The following is a 19,612-nucleotide window of genomic DNA, read 5'->3' as shown; positions in this document are numbered from 1 at the left end:
CCCGACCATTGGCCGGGCCACCTTGCAGCATTACAGGGTGCGCGGCACTTCGATACGTTCGAAGCACTCGATCTGGTCACCCGGCTTGACGTCGTTGTAGGCCTTCACCGCGATACCGCATTCGGTACCGTTGCGGACTTCCTCGACGTTCTCCTTGAAGCGACGCAGCGATTCCAGCTCGCCCTCGAAGATCACTACGCTGTCGCGCAGGACGCGGATCGGCTTGTTGCGCTTGACCACACCCTCGATGACCATGCAGCCGGCGACGGCACCCAGCTTCGAGCTGCGGAAGACGTCGCGGACCTCGGCGATACCGATGATCTCTTCGCGGATCTCCACGCCCAGCAGACCGGAGGCCACCTGCTTCACCTGGTCGATCACGTCATAGATGATCGAGAAGTAACGCAGGTCGACACCATTGGATTCGATGATGCGACGGGCCGAAGCGTCCGCACGCACGTTGAAGCCGATGACGGTGGCCTTCGAAGCGGCGGCCGAGTTGGCGTCCGACTCGGTGATGCCACCCACGCCGGAGTGGATCACGTTGATGCGGATGTCTTCGTTGGACAGCGCGACCAGTGCCTGGCTCAGCGCCTGCACCGAACCCTGCACGTCGGCCTTGATGACCAGGTTGAGGACCTGCTGGCCCTCGCCCTTGCCCAGGGTCGCCATGATGTCTTCCATGCGGCTGCCAGCGGTGGCCACCAGGCGCGATTCACGGCGCTTGGTCTCGCGCTGCTGGGCAACGTCCTTGGCCAGGCGCTCGTCCTCGACGACCACGAAGTCGTCACCAGCTTCCGGCACGCCGGACAGGCCCAGGACCTGCACCGGGATGGACGGGCCGGCGAACTCCGGCTGCTTGCCGGTTTCGTCGAACAGCGCACGCACGCGGCCGTACTGGATGCCGCACACCAGGTAGTCGCCCTTCTTCAGGCGGCCCTGCTGCACCAGCACCGTCGCGACCGGGCCGCGGCCCTTGTCCAGCGACGATTCGATCACCACGCCCGAGGCGCGGCCTTCATCGACCGCCTTCAGTTCCAGCAGTTCGGCCTGGATCGAGATGGCGTCCAGCAGGTCGTCGATGCCCAGGCCGGTCTTGGCCGAGATCTCCACCATCTGGGTGTCACCACCGAAGTCTTCGGCCACGACCTGCTCGGACAGCAGTTCGTTCTTGACCCGCATCGGATCCGCGTCGGACTTGTCGATCTTGTTGATCGCCACGATCAGCGGCACACCCGCCGAACGGGCGTGCTGGATCGCTTCCTTGGTCTGCGGCATGACGCCGTCATCGGCGGCCACGACCAGCACCACGATGTCGGTCAGCTTGGCGCCGCGCGCACGCATCGAGGTGAAGGCGGCGTGGCCCGGGGTGTCCAGGAAGCTGATCACGCCCTTCGGCGTATCGACGTGGTAAGCGCCGATGTGCTGGGTGATGCCACCCGCTTCGCCGGTGGCGACCTTGGTGCGGCGGATGTAATCCAGCAGCGAGGTCTTGCCGTGGTCGACGTGGCCCATGATGGTGACCACCGGCGGACGCTGGGTGGCTTCGCCCTGGTTTTCACCGGTCGAGGCCAGCAGTGCGTCTTCGGCGTCGTTGTCGTTGGCGCGGATCGCCTTGTGGCCGAGTTCTTCGGTCACCAGCGCGGCGGTGTCGTGGTCGATGGACTGGGTGATGGTCGCCATCACGCCCATCTTGAACAGCGCCTTGACCACCTCGCCGCCCTTCAGCGCCAGCTTCTGCGCCAGGTCGGCCACGGTGATGGTGTCGCCGATCGCCACTTCACGCACCACCGGTGCAGTCGGACGCTCGAAGGCGTGCGGGCCGGCATTGTTGCCACCGCGCGACATGTCGCGACGGCCACCGGCCTGGTTGCGCCCGCCCGGACGACCCCGGGTGTTGCTGTTGTTGCTGTTGCCACGACGCGCACGGTCGGCGGCCGACAGGTGCATCTGGCCAGCGAAACGGTCACCCGGGCCACGCTCGTTGCGCGGCGCGCTGCGGTTGTTGCGGTCGTCGTTGCGCGGCGGCGGCGGTGCACCACGCGGCGCAGCCGGGGCTGCGGCCGGGGTGCGCGGCGGGCGCGGCGCGGTTTCGTCGATCGGAGCACGCTTGGGCTTGCTGGCAGCCAGCGTCTCGGCCGCCTTGGCGGCAGCCGCAGCTTCCTCGGCAGCCTTCTTCTCGGCCTCGGCGCGTTCCTTGGCGGCGGCCTCTTCCTCACGGGCACGGACGATGGCTTCGTCGCGCAGACGATCCTTCTCGGCCAGGGCCTGCTGTTCGGCAAGGTTGCGGGCACGCGACTCTTCCAGCTTGCGCAGGATGTCGGCGCGCTCTTCGTCCGGGGTCATGGCGCGAGCACCATCCTTGACGTAGGTACGCTTCTGGCGCACCTCGACATTCACGGTCGTCTTGCTGCGACCGGAATTGACCGTCACTTCCTGCTGCTTCCGGCGGTTGAGCGTGATCTTCTTCGCAGACTGATCGGTCTCTTCCGGGGCCTGCTCGGGCTTGCCGTGCGAACGACGAAGGAAGCCCAGGAGCTTCACCTTCTCGGAGCTGGTCACGACCTGGTCGGGACCGCTGAACTTCATGCCGGCACCGGCCAGCTGTTCCAGCAGTTTTTCGACCGGCGTGTTGACCAGTTCGGCAAGCTTGCGGATGGTGGTTTGCTGCGACATTCGGATCCTATGATCTTGTGGGCGCCCCCCCGCATGTGGAGGTGGCGCGGATTCTACGCCCTGAGCGGCTCAGGGCCCTGTTCATTGCCGGCTCATTCGCCGCGTTCCAGTCGGGCGATCTCCTCGGCACGGGCGGCCAGGATCAGCGCAGCGGCGCGCGCCTGATCCAGTCCTTCGATGCCGAAGTCCATGACCTCGTCGGCGGCCAGGTCGGACAGATCCTCGCTGGTACGCACGCCGTGGCCGGCCAGCGCGTATGCGGTGGCTTCGTCCATGCCCTTCAGGGACAGCAGGTCCTGCGCCGGCTGGCCGTCTTCAAGGCCTTCCTCGACTGCCAGGGCCTCATTGAGCAGCGCATCGCGGGCACGAGCGCGCAGCTCTTCGACGATGTCCTCGTCGAAACCTTCCACGGCCAGCAGTTCGCCGACCGGGACATATGCGATTTCCTCGACGGTGCCGAAGCCTTCGCTGACCAGGATGCCGGCGATTTCCTCGTCCACTTCCAGCTTGTCCATGAACAGCTGGCGGGCCGCAGCCTGCTCGGCTTCCGACTTGGCGGTGACCTGGTCCTGGGTCATCACGTTGAGCTGCCAGCCGGTCAGGCGGCTGGCCAGGCGCACGTTCTGGCCGCCCTTGCCGATCGCCTGGGCCAGGCGGTCTTCGGCAACGGCCAGGTCCATCGAGTGCTTGTCTTCATCGACGATGATCGACTGCACTTCGGCCGGCGCCATCGCGTTGATGACGAAGTTGGCCGGGTTGTCGTTCCACAGCACGATGTCCACGCGCTCGCCATTGAGCTCGTTGGACACGGCCTGCACGCGCGAACCGCGCATGCCGATGCAGGCGCCGATCGGATCGGTGCGCTGGTCGTGGGCCAGCACGGCGATCTTGGCGCGGTCGCCCGGGTCACGTGCACAGGCCTTGATTTCCACCAGGCCCTGGCCGACTTCCGGCACTTCCAGCTTGAACAGCTCGATCATGAATTCCGGGGCGGCACGGCTGATGAACAGCTGCGGGCCACGCGGCTCCGAGCGCACTTCGGCCAGGTAGCCGCGCACGCGGTCACCGGCGCGCAGCACGTCGCGCGGGATGCCCTTGTCCTTCGGGATGAAGCCTTCGGCGTTGCCGCCGAGGTCGACATAGATGTTGCCGCGCTCGGCGCGCTTGACCACGCCGGTGATCAGCTCACCCACGCGATCCTTCCACGCATCCACGACCTGCTGGCGCTCGGCTTCGCGCACGCGCTGGACGATGACCTGCTTGGCGGCCTGGGCAGCGATGCGGCCGAAATCCGGGTTCTCGATCTGCTCTTCGATGTAGTCACCGACCTCGACGCCTTCGGCTTCATCGACGGCGTCCATCAGGCGGATCTGGCGGTCCGGCGATTCCATGACCACGTCATCGGCCACCACTTCCCAGCGGCGGAAGGTTTCGTAGCTGCCGTCCTTGTGGTCGATGACCACGCGGGTCAGTACTTCCTCGTCGGGATAGCGCTTCTTCGCTGCCGAGGCCAGGGCGGCCTCGATGGCATCGAAGATCACTTCACGCGGCACGCCCTTCTCGTTGGCGACTGCGTCGACTACCAGCAACAGTTCCTTGCTCATTGGCTCACTCCGCGCGCGGCTTCTTTGCCGCCGGCTCGTTGGAAGAAGAATTCGTGTTCGGCTTCGGACGCTTCGGTGCCGGACCGGTCGGCTTGCTCGGGGCCAGCCCCAGCGCCACCCAGTCGGGCATGATCCGTGCCTTGTCGATGTTGTCGGCCGACACGACCACTTCGGCCTTGTCGACGATGAAAGTGATGGTCCCCGCCGCCTCGTCGGTCGCCTCGATACGACCCTGCAGGCGACGACGGTTGTCCTGCGGCAGCTTCAGCGTGACCTTGGCCGATTCGCCGAGGTGACGGCCGAACTGCTCCAGGCTGAACAGCGGACGGTCGACGCCCGGCGAGGACACTTCCAGCGTGTAATTGCCGCTGATCGGGTCCTCGACGTCCAGCTGCGCCGACACTTCGCGGCTGACCCGCTCGCAGTCGTCGACATTGATGATGCGCTCGGGCTGTTCAGCCAGCGGCACGTCGATGTAAAGGCGCAGGGTCGCACCGCCGGGGGCCGGCAGATACTCAACGCCCAGCAGCTCCAGGCCCAGCGACACAACGGTCGGGGCGAGCAGATTCGCGATGTCGGTTGCCTTGTCGCTCACAGCCTGCCTTGATCTCTATGGTTGGGTGCCGGCCTTGGCCGGCGTGGAAACGTGACGCCCCGGAAACGACAAAGGGCCCGTTGGGCCCCTTTTCCGGAAAGACTCCGGTGACTGGATTCCGGTTGCAACCTGCATTGCCTGCCGGTTGCGGCCCTCCTTCCGGGTCCGGACTCCCGCTGGGAGGCCGCCTTCAGGGGTACTGCTAGGCCGCTGATGATAGCGACTGCACCGCGCTGGTGCAAGGTGCGGACCCGGGTCAGATCCCTTTTCCCGTGGATAAGGGATCTGACCCCGATCACGCAGAAACAACGCAGACCCCAAAGAAAAACGCCCTCGAAGCAGGACTTCGAAGGCGATCTCTCTACTTGGTAGCGGGGGCAGGATTTGAACCTGCGACCTTCGGGTTATGAGCCCGACGAGCTGCCAGACTGCTCCACCCCGCATCAGAAGCGGAATCATGAGGCATTGCTGCGAAAAATGCAAGCTTTCCCTCATTCATCGAACCGGTTGGCGCCGATCCGACGTTGGTAGCGGGGGCAGGATTTGAACCTGCGACCTTCGGGTTATGAGCCCGACGAGCTGCCAGACTGCTCCACCCCGCACCGGAAGTGTTTGAACTGTTGCCCTGCTCTTTCGAGGAGGGCTACCGCAACGATGTTCTGGCTGAACCGCTGCAGTGACAACTCAGGCTGCGCATATTACACGAATCGCGCAGCTTTGTGTCAACTTTTATGCAAGATGCGCAAATGCCTGCTGGCACCAGACCATGATCGGGTTCCAGGCCAGGCCCAGCGCGAGCAGCGCCAGGGCATTCACGCCCAGCACCACGCCCAGCACGCGGTCGTTGCTGCGCGGCATGGCCTCGCCCACCGGCTCATCGAAGTACATGACCTTGATGACGCGCAGGTAGTAGAAGCAGCCGACCACGGCGCACAGCACGCCGAGGATGGCCAGCCACAGCAGGCCGCCGTTGACGGCCGCGCCCAGCACCGCCAGCTTGGTCCAGAAGCCCAGGAACGGCGGGATGCCGGCCAGCGACGCCATGATGCACAGCACCAGGCCGGCCATCCACGGGTTGCGGGCGTTCAGGCCCTTGAAGTCCTCGATGTTCTCGGCTTCAAAGCCGGCACGCGACAGCGCGATGATCGCGCCGAAGGCGGCGGTGGACATGATCGCGTAGGCCAGTGCGTAGAACAGCGCGGCGGCGTAGCCCTGCGAACCGCCACCGGCGATGCCCATCAGCAGGAAGCCGATGTGCGAGACGGTGGAGAACGCCAGCATGCGCTTGAGGTTGCTCTGCGCGATGGCCATCAGGTTGCCGATGACCAGCGATACCGCGGCCAGGCCGGCGATCAGCAGCTGCAGTTCGGTCGACAGCGGACCCACGCCCATTTCCAGCAGGCGGTAGGCCATGCCGAACGCGGCCAGCTTCGGCGCCGAGCTGATGAACAGTGCGATCGGTGCCGGGGCACCCTGGTACACGTCCGGCAGCCACATGTGGAACGGCGCGGCACCCAGCTTGAAGGCGACGCCGGCGATCATGAACACCGCACCGGTGATCAGCAGCACGCGCTCTTCCGAGTGCGGGATGGCCTCGCGGATCACATCCAGGTGCAGGCTGCCGGTGGCGCCGTAGATCAGCGACATGCCGTAGAGCAGCAGGCCCGAGGCCAGCGAACCCAGCACGATGTACTTCATCGCCGCTTCCGACGCCAGGCCGCTTTCGCGGTTGCTGGCGACCAGGGCGTAGGAGCACAGCGCCAGCAGTTCCAGGCCCAGGTAGACCATCAGCAGGCTGCCGGCCGAGACCAGGATCATCATGCCGGCGGTGCCGAACAGGATCAGCACCGGGATCTCGCCCTGGAACAGGTCGCGATCACGCAGGTAGCGCCAGCCGTAGACCAGGGTCAGGCCGCTGAGCAGCACGATTCCGGTCTTCATCACGTCCGCGGCGGTATCGCGCACGAACATGCCATGGAAGACCTCCCCCTGCCCGCCCACGCCGGTGGCCAGCATGAACAGCACCACGGCCAGCGCAGCGAGCGAGAACAGGTGGGTGACGATCTTGTTCCGGTTGCTGACGAACAGGTCGAGGATCATCAGGGCGAAGGCGCTGCCGATCAGCACCAGCTCGGGAGCGAGCGGTGGCAGGTCAGCGGCGGTCAATGGCAGCAGCGGCGAGGTGGTCATCATCAAATCCTGGAATTACAGCAGCTTGCTGGATGCGATCTGCATCGCCAGCTTCGCGATCGAGGGCTCCATCAGGTCGGTCAGCGGCTTGGGGTAGATGCCCAGGGCCAGCACGCCGATGGCGAACACGCCCAGCACCAGCCATTCGCGGCCGTTGATGTCCTTCAGTTCGGCAACATGGCTGTTGGCCACTTCACCGAAGAAGATGCGCTTGTACAGCCACAGGGTGTAGGCGGCGCCGATGATCAGGGTGGTGGCCGCGCCCAGGGCGATCCACGGATTACGCTGGAAGGCCGAGAGGATGACCATGAACTCGCCAACGAAACCGCTGGTACCCGGCAGGCCCGCGTTGGCCATGAAGAACAGCATCGCGAAGGTGGCGAACCACGGCATCACGTTGACCACGCCGCCGTAATCGGCGATGCGGCGGCTGTGCATGCGGTCGTACAGCACGCCGACGCAGGAGAACATCGCGCCGGACACGAAGCCGTGCGAGATCATCTGCACCATGGCGCCCTGCAGGCCCAGGCGCGCGGCGTCGGCGTTGCCGGCTTCGCGCACCAGCCACAGGGCGATGAAGGTGCCCAGGGTGACAAAGCCCATGTGCGCGATCGACGAATAGGCGATCAGCTTCTTCATGTCGTCCTGCACCAGGGCGACCAGGCCGACGTAGATCACCGCGATCAGCGACAGTGCGATCACCAGCCAGGCCCACTCCTGCGACGCGTCCGGGACGATCGGCAGGTTGAAGCGCAGGAAGCCGTAGCCACCGATCTTCAGGGCGATCGCGGCCAGGATCACCGAACCGGCGGTCGGCGCTTCCACGTGGGCGTCCGGCAGCCAGGTGTGGACCGGGAACATCGGCACCTTGACCGCGAAGGCGATCAGGAAGGCGAAGAAGATCCAGGTCTGCTCCTTGGCCGACAGCGGCAGCGCGTACAGGTCGGCCAGCTGGAAGCTGCCGCCCTTCATGTACAGGTAGATCAGCGCCACCAGCATCAGCACCGAGCCGAGGAAGGTGTACAGGAAGAACTTCAGCGCGGCGTAGATGCGGCGCGGACCGCCCCAGACACCGATGATCAGGAACATCGGGATCAGCATCGCTTCGAAGAACACGTAGAACAGCATCGCGTCCGTCGCGGCGAAGATGCCGACGGTGACACCTTCCAGGATCAGGAAGGCCGCCACGTACTGGTTCACGCGCTTGTCGATGGCGCTCCAGGCGCCGATCAGGGCAAGCACGCTGACCAGGGTGGTCAGCAGGATCAGCGCCACGGCAATGCCGTCCACGCCCAGGTTGTAGCCGATCTTGTACGCCGGGATCCAGGCATGGGTCTCGACGAACTGCAGACCATCGACGCCTGCGTTGTAGCCGCTCAGCAGCGAGAGGCTCGCCACGAAGGTCAGCACCGCTACGCCCAGCGACGCCCAGCGGGCGGTCTGCGCATCACGGATCGCAAGGATCAGGGCACCACCGATGATCGGCAGCCAGATGAGGACACTGAGTAGAGGCCAGTTCGACACGTCTTCTTATTCCGTACAGGTCATCAACGCAGGTAATGCATCAGCACGCCCAGCAGGGCAATCAGGCCGATGATCATCGCGAAGGCGTAGTGATAGAGGAAACCGGATTGGGTACGACGCAGCACGCCGGCTGCGACGTCCACAACACGTGCCGAGAGATTGACCACGCCGTCGACGATGTTGCTGTCGATCCAGCGCGAGACCTTGCCCAGCTTGACGCTGCCACCGGCAAAGCCATCGATCCACAGCTTGTCGAAGCCGTACTTGTTTTCAAGCACCGACACCAGCGGAGCAAAGGTCTTGCGGGCCTTGCCCGACAGGTCCGGCTTCCACAGGTAGAACAGTGCGGCCAGCAGGAAGCCCGCAACGGTCAGCATGAACGCCGGAGCCATCATGCCATGCAGCGCGAAGGCGACCGGGCCATGGAACTCCTCACCCAGGAAGCCGATGGTGTTCTTGGCCGGATCGTAGAAGTCGACGATGCCGGTGAAGAACGTGTGCGCCTGGCCCTTGATGGCATCGTGCGCGTGGTTGCCGGCCCAGTCGGTGCCGTACAGCATCGGGCCGATGCTGAAGAAACCGATGGCGATCGACGGGATGGCCAGCAGGATCAGCGGCAGGGTCACCACCCACGGGGTTTCGTGCGGCTCGTGCGGACCGTGGCCATGGCCGTGGTCGTCGTGGCCATCACCATGGTGTGCATCGCCGTGGTGGGCGTCGGCGGCGTGGTGATCGTCATGGCCGTGGCCGTGATCGTCATGCGCGTCGCGGAAACGCTCCTTGCCGTGGAAGGTCAGGAACAGCAGGCGGAAGCTGTAGAAGCTGGTGACGATCACGCCACCCAGCACCGCCCAGTAGCCATAGGTGGCCACCCAGCTGTTGGACAGGTGCGCGTGCAGCTCGGCCGCCTCGATGATGGTGTCCTTCGAGTAGAAGCCGGAGAAGAACGGCGTGCCGACCAGCGCCAGGGTACCGATCCACATGGTGATGAAGGTGATCGGCATGTACTTGCGCAGGCCGCCCATCTTGCGCATGTCCTGCTCGTGGTGCATCGCGATGATGACCGAGCCGGCGCCCAGGAACAGCAGGGCCTTGAAGAAGGCGTGGGTCATCAGGTGGAACACGGCAGCCGAATAGGCCGACACGCCCAGTGCAACCGTCATGTAGCCCAGCTGCGACAGGGTCGAGTACGCGACCACGCGCTTGATGTCGTTCTGCACGATGCCGATCAGGCCAGTGAAGAACGCGGTGGTGGCGCCGATGAACAGCACGAAGTTCAGCGCGGTCTGCGACAGCTCGAACAGCGGCGACATGCGGGTGACCATGAAGATACCGGCGGTCACCATCGTCGCGGCGTGGATCAGTGCCGAGATCGGGGTCGGGCCTTCCATCGAGTCCGGCAGCCACACGTGCAGCGGGACCTGGGCCGACTTGCCCATGGCACCGATGAACAGGCAGATGCAGATGACGGTGGCGATCGACCAGATCACCGGCTCGTTCAGCAGCTGCATGCCCAGCAGCGTGCCGTCCCAGATCTGCAGCTGGGCGCGCGGGTCGGCCAGCATGCCGGCCTGCGAGAACACCTGCGAGTAATCCAGGGTGCCGAACACCCACAGCACGCCGGCGATGCCCAGCAGGAAGCCGAAGTCACCGACGCGGTTGACCAGGAACGCCTTCATGTTGGCGAAGATCGCGGTCGGGCGCTTGAACCAGAAGCCGATCAGCAGGTACGACACCAGGCCCACCGCTTCCCAGCCGAAGAACAGCTGCAGGAAGTTGTTGCTCATCACCAGGGTGAGCATCGAGAAGGTGAACAGCGAGATGTAGCTGAAGAACCGCTGGTAGCCCGGATCGTCCTGCATGTAGCCGATCGTGTAGATGTGGACCAGCAGCGACACGAAGGTCACCACCACCATCATCATCGCGGTCAGCTTGTCGACCATGAAGCCGACGTGGGCCGAGTACTGGCCGACTTCGAAGAACGTGTAGATGTTCTGGTTGAACGGCTGCGCCCCGCCCCACAGCAGCTGGTAGAGCGTATACATCGACAGGCCGCAGGCCACCGCGACGCCGAGGATGGTGATGGTCTGCGCGCCGAAGCGCTTGACCTGGCGACCGAACAGGCCGGCGATGATGCTGCCGAACAGCGGTGCGAGCACCACTGCGATCAACAGACTCTTGGAGAGAGTGATTTCCATCTGTGGATCAGCCCTTCAACGAATCGACTTCGCCGACATTGATCGTGCGGCGTGTACGGAACAGGGTCACCAGGATCGCCAGGCCGATGGCGGCTTCCGCGGCGGCGACGGTCAGGATGAAGAACACGAACAGCTGGCCGGACGGATCGCCCAGCTGACGCGAGAAGCCGACGAAGTTGATGTTCACCGACAGCAGCATCAGCTCAATCGACATCAGCAGGACGATGACGTTCTTCCGGTTGAGGAAGATACCGGCCAGGCTGATGGCGAACAGCACCGCGCCCAGCGCGAGGATATGGCCAAGGGTGATCACGGCTGGGTCTCCTCGCCGGCGACCGGCTTGCTGTTGCTGTGCACGACCGGTGCTTCGGCACCCATCTTGACCATGCGCAGGCGCTGGCCGGCCTTGACCATGGTCTGCTGGCCCGGGTTCTGGCTCTTCACGCCGGTACGGCGACGCAGGGTCAGCATCACGGCGGCTACCACGGCCACGGTCAGGATGACGGCGGCGAACTCGAACGGCAGCAGGTACTCGGTGAACAGCGTGCGTGCCAGCCAGGTGATGTTGGAGCTGTCGGCGGCGACCGCAGCGGCGTTGTCGGCCGGGAACGGCGTGACCGAACGCGCCTTGACCCCGATCAGGATCAGCATCTGCGCCAGCATCGCGACCGCGACAATCAGGCCGACCGGCAGGTAGCGCACCCAGCCCTCACGCAGCTTGGTGGGGTCGATGTCCAGCATCATCACCACGAACAGGAACAGCACCATCACCGCACCGACGTAGACCAGCACCAGCGCCACACCGAGGAACTCGGCGCCCACCAGCAGCCACACGCAGGCGATGGAGAAGAAGGTCAGCACCAGGCAGAGCACGGCGTGAACCGGGTTGCGCACGCTGATCACCGCACCGGCCGAAACCGTTGCCGCGATGGCGAACACCCAGAAAGCGATATTTACCCAATCCATCTCTCGACCTCAGCGGTAAGCGGCATCGGCGGCGCGACGCTCGGCGATCTCGTTTTCGAGACGGTCGCCCAGGGCCAGCAGCTGCGGCTTGGTAACGATGTTTTCGCCACGATTCTCGAAGTGGTACTCGAGGATGTGGGTTTCGACGATCGAGTCCACCGGGCAGCTTTCCTCACAGAAGCCACAGAAGATGCACTTGAACAGGTCGATGTCATAACGCGTGGTGCGGCGGGTGCCGTCCTCGCGCTTGGCCGAGTCGATGGTGATGGCCAGCGCCGGGCACACCGCTTCGCACAGCTTGCAGGCGATGCAGCGCTCTTCGCCGTTGGGATAACGGCGCAGCGCATGCAGGCCACGGAAGCGCGGCGACTGCGGGAACTTCTCCATCGGGTACATCATCGTGTACTTCGGCTTGAAGCTGTACTTCAGCGTCAGCCAGAGGCCCGCCAGCAGTTCGAGCAGCAGCAGGCTCTTGAAGTAATGGGTAATCCTGTTCATCACTTTAGACGCCCTTTTGAATCACGCCGAAGAACACCATGACGGCGGTAACCGCGATCCACAGAATGGCCAGCGGGATGAAGACCTTCCAGCCCAGGCGCATGATCTGGTCGTAGCGGAAGCGCGGGAAGCTGGCACGGAACCAGATGTAGGCACTGGCGAAGAAGAACACCTTGACGAACAGCCACGGCGCGCCCCCCTTCCAGATCCAGTCGACCAGCGGCGAGACATCGCCGAAGTTGACCCAGCCCTGGACCGGGCTCAGCCAGCCGCCGAGGAAGAAGATCGAGATCAGGAAGCTGATCAGGATCATGTTCGCGTATTCGGCCAGGAAGAACAGGGCGAAGGCACCGCCGGAGTATTCGACCATGTGGCCGGCGACGATTTCCGATTCGCCTTCCACCACGTCGAACGGCGCGCGGTTGGTTTCAGCCACGCCCGAGACCCAGTAGATGACGAACAGCGGGAACAGCGGCAGCAGGAACCAGTCGAAGAAGCCGGAACTGCCGGCCTGCGCCATCACGATGTTGCTCAGGTTCAGGCTGCCCGAGGCGATCATCACGCCGACCAGGGCGAAGCCCATGGCGATTTCGTAGCTGATCATCTGCGCCGAGGCGCGCATCGCACCCAGGAACGCATACTTCGAGTTGGACGCCCAACCGGCCAGGATGATGCCGTAGATGCCCAGCGAGGTCATCGCCAGCAGGTACAGCAGGCCGGCATTGGCATTGGACAGCACGATCTGCGAATCGAAGGGCACCACCGACCAGGCCGCGAAGGCCGGCGCCAGGGTGATCAGCGGGGCCAGCAGATAGATCGCCTTGTTGGCGCTGCTCGGCTGGACCACTTCCTTGAACAGCAGCTTGAAGACGTCGGCGAAGGCCTGGAAGATGCCCATGCCCACGTACATCGGGCCGTGGCGGACGTGCATCCAGCCGATCAGCTTGCGTTCCCAGACCACGTAGAAGGCCACCGAGATGATCACCGGAACGGCGATCACCAGGATCTTCAGGATGATCCAGATCAGCGCGCCGATGTCACCGAGGCCCAGCAGCCACTGGTGCAGCGGGTCGACCGCGTTCAACAGCAATTCGTTCATGCAGCCACCACCGATACGCGAGCGGCACCCAGCGGCGCGGTCGCGCCGTGGCCCGATTCAATCCAGACCGAACCCGCAGCGACGCGGGCGTCGACCACCACCGGCAGGGTGGCCTTGCCGGCATCGGTGCCGACCTTGGCCATCTGCCCTTCCTGCAGCTGCAGGCGAGCGGCATCTTCAGCGTTCAGCACGATGCGCGGGGCGTTGTTGAGCGGATGCGACTGCAGCGCCGGGGCGCGACGGACCACCGCATCGGTGCGGTAGATCGCGGCGGTCGAAGCCACTTCCAGGCCTTCGCCGGCAACCACCGGCTGCGCCGAAGCGGCAACGGTGACCGATACCGGGGCCAGGCTGGCGCGCAGGCCGGCCAGATCGGTGAAGTCGAAACCGGCCACGGCCAGCTCGCCGCCCAGGGCGCGCAGCACGCGCCAGCCTTCACGGGCCTCGCCCGGCAGCTTGCCGCCGGCACGGGCCGACTGCTCGCGACCATCAAGGTTGGTCAGGGTGGCGTCGATTTCCGGCAGCGCACCGATCGGCAGGATCACGTCGGCGACGTCGCGGGTCGAGGCACAGGCGAACTGGCTGAAAGCCACCACCTGGGCACCGGCCAGCGCCTTGCGCGCGGCAGGTGCATCGGCGAAGTCCAGGCCCGGCTCAAGGCCGTACACCACATAGGCCTGGCGCGGCTGCGCCAGCATCGCGGCGACGTCCTTGCCAGCCGGCAGCACACCGGCGCGGGTCAGGCCAACGGCGTTGGCGCCCTGCGGGATGCGGCACAGCTTGGCACCGGTGGCGGCGGCGAACTCACGCGCAGCAGCGCGGATCGCGGCAGCCTGCGGGTGGTTTTCGGCGATGCCACCGACGATCAGCACGGTGTTGTTGCCGCCCTGCACTGCCGAACGCAGCTCGGCGTTGGCCAGCGCGTCGACGAACTTGGACGGTGCGACGATCTGCTTGCCGGCGATGCTGAAGGCGAAGTCAAAGTCCACCGGGTTGACGACATGGATCTTCGCGCCCTTGGTGGTCTGCGCCTTGCGCAGGCGGGCGTGCAGCAGCGGCAGTTCGTGGCGGATGTTGCTGCCCAGAACGACGATGCGGTCAGCGCCTTCGATTTCGGCCAGCGGCAGGCCGAACACTTCGGCGGTTGCGGCGTCGGAGAAATCGCGGTTGTTGATGCGGTGGTCGATGTTGCCCGTGCCCAGGCCCTTGGCCAGGCGGGCCAGCAACGCGCCTTCCTCGTTGGAGGTGGACGGGTGCACCAGCACGCCCAGGTTGTCGCCCTGGTTCGCCTTGAGGATCTCGGCGGCCGCGGCCAGGCCTTCGGCCCAGCTCACTTCCTTCCACTCGCCATTGACCTTGCGCAGCGGCTTGACCGCACGGTCTTCGCTGTACAGGCCCTGGTGCGAGTAGCGATCACGGTCGGACAGCCAGCACTCGTTCACGGCTTCGTTGTCGCGCGGCACGGTGCGCAGCACTTCACCGCGACGCACGTGCAGGAACAGGTTCGAACCCATCGCGTCGTGGTAGCCCAGCGATTCGCGCGCGGTCAGTTCCCACGGACGGGCGCGGAACTGGAACACCTTGTTGGTCAGCGCGCCGACCGGGCAGACGTCGACGACGTTGCCGGACAGCTCGGTGGTCAGCGGCTTGCCGTCAAAGGTACCGATCTGCAGGTTCTCACCGCGGTACATGCCACCCAGTTCGTAGGTACCGGCAACGTCGGCGGTGAAGCGGACGCAGCGGGTGCACTGGATGCAGCGGGTCATCTCGGTAGCGACCAGCGGGCCCATGTCCTCGTCCGGCACCACGCGCTTGCGCTCGTTGAAGCGGCTGACCGAACGGCCATAGCCCAGCGACACGTCCTGCAGCTCGCACTCGCCGCCCTGATCGCAGATCGGGCAGTCCAGCGGGTGGTTGATGAGCAGGAACTCCATCACCGAGCGCTGGAACTTCAGTGCCTTCTCGCTGCGGGTGGCGACCTTCATGCCGTCCATCACCGGGGTGGCGCAGGCCGGCGCCGGCTTCGGCGACTTCTCCACGTCCACCAGGCACATGCGGCAGTTGGCGGCGATCGGCAGCTTCTCGTGGTAGCAGAAGCGCGGAATCGGAATACCGGCCTTGTCGGCCGCCTGGATGATCATCGAACCCTTGGGCACGACCAGCGACTTGCCATCGATCTCGATGGTCACGTGATCCGGTGGCACGTTCGGGTTTACGGGTTGCGCGCTCATGCGGCGGCTGCCTCCACCTTCTTGCCGTCAACCATCGAATGACCGTTGACGATGTAGTACTCGAATTCGTCCCAGAACTGGCGCAGGAAGCCCTGGATGGGCCATGCAGCCGCTTCACCGAACGCACAGATGGTGTGGCCTTCGATCTGCCCGGCCACCGCCTTCAGCTGGTGCAGGTCTTCCATCGTGGCCTTGCCGGCGACGATGCGCTCCAGCACGCGGTGCATCCAGCCGGTACCTTCACGGCACGGGGTGCACTGGCCGCAGGATTCCTTGTGGAAGAACTGGCTGATGCGGCAGGCGAACTTGACGCAGCAGACGCTGTCGTCGAGCACCACGATCGCGCCCGAACCCAGGCCGGAGCCCAGTGCACGGATGGTGTCGTAGTCCATCGGCAGGTCCTCCAGCTCGGCCGCGGTCAGCACCGGCATCGACACGCCGCCCGGGATCGCGCCCTTCAGCGTGCGGCCCGGACGCAGGCCACCGGCCATTTCCAGCAGGTCGTGGAATTTGGTGCCGAGCGGCACTTCGAAGTTGCCGCCGTTCTGCACGCAGCCGGACACCGAGAAGCACTTCGGACCGCCGTTGGCGGTCAGGCTCAGGCCCTTGAACCACTCCGGACCGTTGCGGATGATCGCCGGCACCGAACCGTAGGTTTCGGTGTTGTTGATCGTCGACGGCTTGCCATACAGGCCGAAATTGGCCGGGAACGGCGGCTTGTAGCGCGGCTGGCCCTTCTTGCCCTCCAGCGATTCCATCAGCGCGGTTTCTTCGCCGCAGATGTACGCGCCGGCGCCCAGCGCACCGTAGATGTCGATGTCCACGCCGCTGCCGAGGATGTTCTTGCCCAGCCAGCCGTTCGCATAGGCGTCGGCCAGGGCCTGCTCGAAGTGCTCGAACGGCTCGTGGTGGAACTCACCGCGCAGGTAGTTGTAACCCACGGTCGAACCGGTGGCGTAGCAGGCGATCGCCATGCCTTCCACCACCGAATGCGGGTTGTAACGCAGGATGTCGCGGTCCTTGCAGGTGCCCGGCTCGGATTCGTCCGAGTTGCAGAGGATGTACTTCTGCATGTTGCCCTTGGGCATGAAGGACCACTTCAGGCCGGTCGGGAAGCCGGCGCCACCGCGGCCGCGCAGGCCCGAGGCCTTGACCATCTCGATGACCTGCTCCGGCGGGATCTTCTCTTCGAGGATCTTGCGCAGGGCGGCGTAGCCACCGGTCTTCAGGTAGCTTTCGTACGACCACGGGGTGTCGTAATGCAGGGTGGTGTAGACCACCTGGTGCGGCAGCGGCGCGGGGCCGACCGGACCCTTGGATTCGTGGTGATGTGCCATGCCCTTACTCCAGCCCGTCCAGCAGCTCGTCGACCTTTTCCAGGGTCAGACGCTCATGGTAGTGACCGTTGATGACCATCATCGGCGCGCCGCCACAACCGGCCAGGCACTCTTCCTCGCGCTTGAGGTAGACGCGGCCGTCCGGGGTCGATTCACCGTGCTTGATGCCCAGCTTCTTCTCGCAATGGCGGACGATGTCCTCGGCGCCATTGAGCCAGCAGCTGATGTTGGTGCAGATGGCCACGTTGTTGCGGCCCACCTTCTCGGTCTCGAACATCGAGTAGAAGCTGGCGACCTCGTAGGCCCACACCGGCGGCAGGTCGAGGTACTTGGCGACGGCGGCGATCAGCTCGTCGGTCAGCCAGCCCTGGTTCTGCTCCTGGGCCGCATGCAGGCCCTGCAGCACGGCAGAGCGCTTGCGGTCCGGCGGGAACTTGGACAGCCAGTGATCGATGTGAGCGCGGGTCTTGTCGCTCAGCACCACCATCGGGTCGACGTCGCGCGCCGCCTCGAAATTACCTGTCGCCTTCATCGGCCGACCTCAGCGAAATGCATAACGTGAAATTCCAGAAACTGCGGCGCCGGCTTGCGCCGGCTGCCTGCAGCGGGCGTTGGCGTGGCGGACGGCATTACCGGTCAACCTCGCCGAACACCAGGTCATAGGTACCGATCATCGCCACCACGTCGGCCAGCATGTGGCCGCGCACGATCGAATCGATCGAGGACAGGTGGGCGAAGCCCGGTGCGCGCAGGTGCACGCGGAAGGGCTTGTTGGCGCCATCGGAGACCAGGTAGCAGCCGAATTCGCCCTTGGGCGCTTCCACGGCCGCATAGGTTTCACCCGCCGGTACGCAATAGCCTTCGCTGAACAGCTTGAAGTGGTGGATCAGCGCTTCCATGTCGTCCTTCATGTCCTCGCGCTTGGGCGGAGCGACCTTGAAGTTCTTGACCATGACCGGGCCGGGGTTGGCCTTCAGCCACGCCACGCACTGCTTGATGATGCGGTTGGATTCGCGCATTTCGGCGACGCGGACCAGGTAGCGGTCGTAGCAGTCGCCTTCCTTGCCCAGCGGGATGTCGAAATCGACAGCATCGTACTTGGCGTACGGGCGCTTCTTGCGCAGGTCCCAGGCCACGCCCGAGCCACGCAGCATCACGCCGGTCATGCCCCACTGGTGCGCCAGTTCCGGAGTGACCACGCCGATGCCGACGGTACGCTGCTTCCAGATGCGGTTGTCGGTCAGCAGGGTTTCGTATTCGTCGACGCGCTTGGGGAACTCGACGGTGAAGTTCTCCAGGAAGTCCAGCAGCGAGCCTTCGCGTGAAGCATTGAGCTGCTTCAGCGCCTTGCCCTTGTGCCAGCGCGATTCCTTGTACTTCGGCATGTGGTCCGGCAGGTCGCGGTAGACACCGCCCGGGCGGTAGTACGCCGCGTGCATGCGCGCGCCGGAGACCGCTTCATAGCAGTCCATCAGCTCTTCGCGCTCACGGAAGGCATACAGCATCACGGCCATCGCACCCAGGTCGAGCGCGTTGGAGCCCAGCCACATCAGGTGGTTGAGGATGCGGGTGATCTCGTCGTACATGGTGCGGATGTACTGCGCACGCTCCGGCGCCTCGATGCCCATCAGGGTCTCGATCGCGCGCACGTAGGCGTGCTCGTTGCACATCATCGACACGTAGTCGAGGCGATCCATGTAGCCGATCGACTGGTTGAACGGCTTGGACTCGGCCAGCTTCTCGGTGCCACGGTGCAGCAGACCCACGTGCGGGTCGGCACGCATGATGGTTTCGCCGTCCATTTCCAGGATCAGGCGCAGCACACCGTGAGCGGCCGGATGCTGCGGGCCGAAGTTCATGGTGTAGTTGCGGATTTCCTGCCGGCTTTCGGCGGCGTTGCTGGCGAACGCTTCGCCGGCCTGGTGTACGTGGCTCACTTCACTGCCTCCTGCGCGCGCTCACCGGCTGCGGTCTGCAGACGGGCGTCGTCACGGATCACGCGCGGCACGCCGACACGCGGCTCCACCGAGGTGACCGGTTCGTAGATCACGCGCTTCTTTTCTTCGTCGTAGCGGACTTCGACATTGCCGATCAGCGGGAAGTCCTTGCGGAACGGATGGCCGACGAAACCGTAGTCGGTCAGGATCCGGCGCAGGTCCGGGTGGCCTTCGAAGATCACGCCGTACAGGTCGAACGCTTCGCGCTCGAACCAGTTCAGGCCCGGCCACACGCTGGTCAGCGAGGACACCACCGGCAGCGCTTCGTCAGGGGCGAAGCAGCGCAGGTGCATCATCAGGTTGTGCTGGTACGAACGCAGCTGGGCGACCACGGCGAAACGCTGGGTCGGCATGTGCTGCGGGCGGGCACCGTCGGCACCGTTTTCCTCGGTGGGGAACTCGCCCCACGCGAAGCGGCCCTGGGCCTTGCCTTCGACGCCACGGCTGAAGCCCTGCGAGGACACGTCGGCGGTGTCCCATTCGTCGGAGCCATAACCGAGGTAGTCGACGCCGCACAGATCCACGGCCTGCTCGAAACCAAACTCGTCACGCAGCGCCAGGGCGGTGGCGTGCCACTCGGCGGCAGGCACTTCCAGCGTCACTTCGCCGCGGGGTTCGACCACGATGACCTTCGCACCAGCGAAACGTGCGGAGAGTCGGTCGATGAAGGATGCTTGCTCTGCCATGGGGGCTTGGC

15 protein-coding genes and 2 tRNA genes are annotated in these 19,612 nt (G+C 65.0%); all 17 read right to left on the bottom strand.

The window, feature by feature from the left end; genetic code table 11:
- Positions 1–30: 30 nt before the first annotated feature.
- The 17 genes from infB to AC5P7I_RS12400 all read right to left on the bottom strand — a co-directional run bounded on the left by infB (position 31) and on the right by AC5P7I_RS12400 (position 19,601).
- Positions 31–2,676: a translation initiation factor IF-2 gene (gene infB, locus AC5P7I_RS12480; RefSeq protein WP_014647858.1), complete on the bottom strand. Its 2,646-nt coding sequence runs from the start codon at positions 2,674–2,676 to the stop codon at positions 31–33.
- Between the two features lie 92 nt (positions 2,677–2,768).
- Positions 2,769–4,280: a transcription termination factor NusA gene (nusA, locus tag AC5P7I_RS12475; protein WP_014647859.1), complete on the bottom strand. Its 1,512-nt coding sequence runs from the start codon at positions 4,278–4,280 to the stop codon at positions 2,769–2,771.
- A gap of 4 nt (positions 4,281–4,284) precedes the next feature.
- The gene (gene rimP / locus AC5P7I_RS12470; protein ID WP_014647860.1) at positions 4,285–4,875 is read right to left on the bottom strand and encodes a ribosome maturation factor RimP; all 591 of its coding nucleotides are present in this window, start codon (positions 4,873–4,875) and stop codon (positions 4,285–4,287) included.
- 366 nt (positions 4,876–5,241) lie between these two features.
- Positions 5,242–5,318, bottom strand: a tRNA-Met gene (locus tag AC5P7I_RS12465).
- Between the two features lie 82 nt (positions 5,319–5,400).
- Positions 5,401–5,477: transfer RNA gene (locus AC5P7I_RS12460), tRNA-Met, on the bottom strand.
- Between the two features lie 127 nt (positions 5,478–5,604).
- Positions 5,605–7,065, bottom strand: coding sequence for an NADH-quinone oxidoreductase subunit NuoN (nuoN, locus tag AC5P7I_RS12455; protein WP_032957446.1), 1,461 nt, complete (start codon positions 7,063–7,065; stop codon positions 5,605–5,607).
- A 15-nt stretch (positions 7,066–7,080) separates the two neighbouring features.
- The gene (locus AC5P7I_RS12450; RefSeq protein ID WP_019660580.1) at positions 7,081–8,589 is read right to left on the bottom strand and encodes an NADH-quinone oxidoreductase subunit M; all 1,509 of its coding nucleotides are present in this window, start codon (positions 8,587–8,589) and stop codon (positions 7,081–7,083) included.
- Positions 8,590–8,612: 23 nt separating this feature from the next.
- Positions 8,613–10,787, bottom strand: a complete 2,175-nt coding sequence (gene nuoL / locus AC5P7I_RS12445; protein WP_046431809.1) for an NADH-quinone oxidoreductase subunit L — start codon at positions 10,785–10,787, stop codon at positions 8,613–8,615.
- A 7-nt stretch (positions 10,788–10,794) separates the two neighbouring features.
- A complete protein-coding gene (gene nuoK, locus AC5P7I_RS12440; protein WP_005417921.1) occupies positions 10,795–11,100 on the bottom strand; it encodes an NADH-quinone oxidoreductase subunit NuoK in 306 nt (101 codons plus the stop codon).
- On the bottom strand, positions 11,097–11,753 hold the full coding sequence (locus tag AC5P7I_RS12435) for an NADH-quinone oxidoreductase subunit J (RefSeq protein ID WP_014647864.1): 657 nt from the start codon (positions 11,751–11,753) through the stop codon (positions 11,097–11,099). The genes nuoK and AC5P7I_RS12435 overlap by 4 nt, the downstream gene beginning before the upstream one ends.
- Before the next feature lie 9 nt (positions 11,754–11,762).
- Entirely contained in the window at positions 11,763–12,251 is a 489-nt protein-coding gene (gene nuoI, locus AC5P7I_RS12430; RefSeq protein WP_005410456.1) for an NADH-quinone oxidoreductase subunit NuoI, read from the bottom strand.
- Between the two features lie 4 nt (positions 12,252–12,255).
- Positions 12,256–13,350, bottom strand: a complete 1,095-nt coding sequence (gene nuoH, locus AC5P7I_RS12425; protein ID WP_014037948.1) for an NADH-quinone oxidoreductase subunit NuoH — start codon at positions 13,348–13,350, stop codon at positions 12,256–12,258.
- On the bottom strand, positions 13,347–15,581 hold the full coding sequence (nuoG, locus tag AC5P7I_RS12420) for an NADH-quinone oxidoreductase subunit NuoG (protein ID WP_262088012.1): 2,235 nt from the start codon (positions 15,579–15,581) through the stop codon (positions 13,347–13,349). Before nuoG ends, nuoH begins: the two co-directional genes overlap by 4 nt.
- Positions 15,578–16,918 (bottom strand): NADH-quinone oxidoreductase subunit NuoF, encoded by a 1,341-nt coding sequence (nuoF, locus tag AC5P7I_RS12415; protein ID WP_014647866.1) that lies wholly within the window; start codon positions 16,916–16,918, stop codon positions 15,578–15,580. Before nuoF ends, nuoG begins: the two co-directional genes overlap by 4 nt.
- Before the next feature lie 4 nt (positions 16,919–16,922).
- Positions 16,923–17,450 carry an NADH-quinone oxidoreductase subunit NuoE gene (gene nuoE / locus AC5P7I_RS12410; protein ID WP_014647867.1) on the bottom strand — a complete coding sequence of 176 codons (528 nt, stop codon included), beginning with the start codon at positions 17,448–17,450 and terminating at the stop codon, positions 16,923–16,925.
- Positions 17,451–17,547: 97 nt separating this feature from the next.
- The gene (locus tag AC5P7I_RS12405) at positions 17,548–18,855 is read right to left on the bottom strand and encodes an NADH-quinone oxidoreductase subunit D (RefSeq protein ID WP_014647868.1); all 1,308 of its coding nucleotides are present in this window, start codon (positions 18,853–18,855) and stop codon (positions 17,548–17,550) included.
- Positions 18,852–19,601, bottom strand: coding sequence for an NADH-quinone oxidoreductase subunit C (locus AC5P7I_RS12400; protein WP_014647869.1), 750 nt, complete (start codon positions 19,599–19,601; stop codon positions 18,852–18,854). Before AC5P7I_RS12400 ends, AC5P7I_RS12405 begins: the two co-directional genes overlap by 4 nt.
- Positions 19,602–19,612: the final 11 nt, after the last annotated feature.

The organism is Stenotrophomonas sp. YJH_SMC_138, from assembly GCF_059369855.1.
The sequence above is the reverse complement of the archived record's forward strand: the minus strand, read 5'-3'. Positions and strand labels throughout refer to the sequence as shown.

Coding starts and splice junctions, on each gene's coding strand:
- infB (WP_014647858.1), bottom strand. CDS start 2,676: ATGTCGCAGCAAACCACCATCCGCAAGCTTGCCGAACTGGTCAACACG.
- nusA (WP_014647859.1), bottom strand. CDS start 4,280: ATGAGCAAGGAACTGTTGCTGGTAGTCGACGCAGTCGCCAACGAGAAG.
- nuoN (WP_032957446.1), bottom strand. CDS start 7,065: ATGACCACCTCGCCGCTGCTGCCATTGACCGCCGCTGACCTGCCACCG.
- nuoL (WP_046431809.1), bottom strand. CDS start 10,787: ATGGAAATCACTCTCTCCAAGAGTCTGTTGATCGCAGTGGTGCTCGCA.
- AC5P7I_RS12435 (WP_014647864.1), bottom strand. CDS start 11,753: ATGGATTGGGTAAATATCGCTTTCTGGGTGTTCGCCATCGCGGCAACG.
- nuoI (WP_005410456.1), bottom strand. CDS start 12,251: ATGAACAGGATTACCCATTACTTCAAGAGCCTGCTGCTGCTCGAACTG.
- nuoH (WP_014037948.1), bottom strand. CDS start 13,350: ATGAACGAATTGCTGTTGAACGCGGTCGACCCGCTGCACCAGTGGCTG.
- nuoG (WP_262088012.1), bottom strand. CDS start 15,581: ATGAGCGCGCAACCCGTAAACCCGAACGTGCCACCGGATCACGTGACC.
- nuoF (WP_014647866.1), bottom strand. CDS start 16,918: ATGGCACATCACCACGAATCCAAGGGTCCGGTCGGCCCCGCGCCGCTG.
- nuoE (WP_014647867.1), bottom strand. CDS start 17,450: ATGAAGGCGACAGGTAATTTCGAGGCGGCGCGCGACGTCGACCCGATG.
- AC5P7I_RS12400 (WP_014647869.1), bottom strand. CDS start 19,601: ATGGCAGAGCAAGCATCCTTCATCGACCGACTCTCCGCACGTTTCGCT.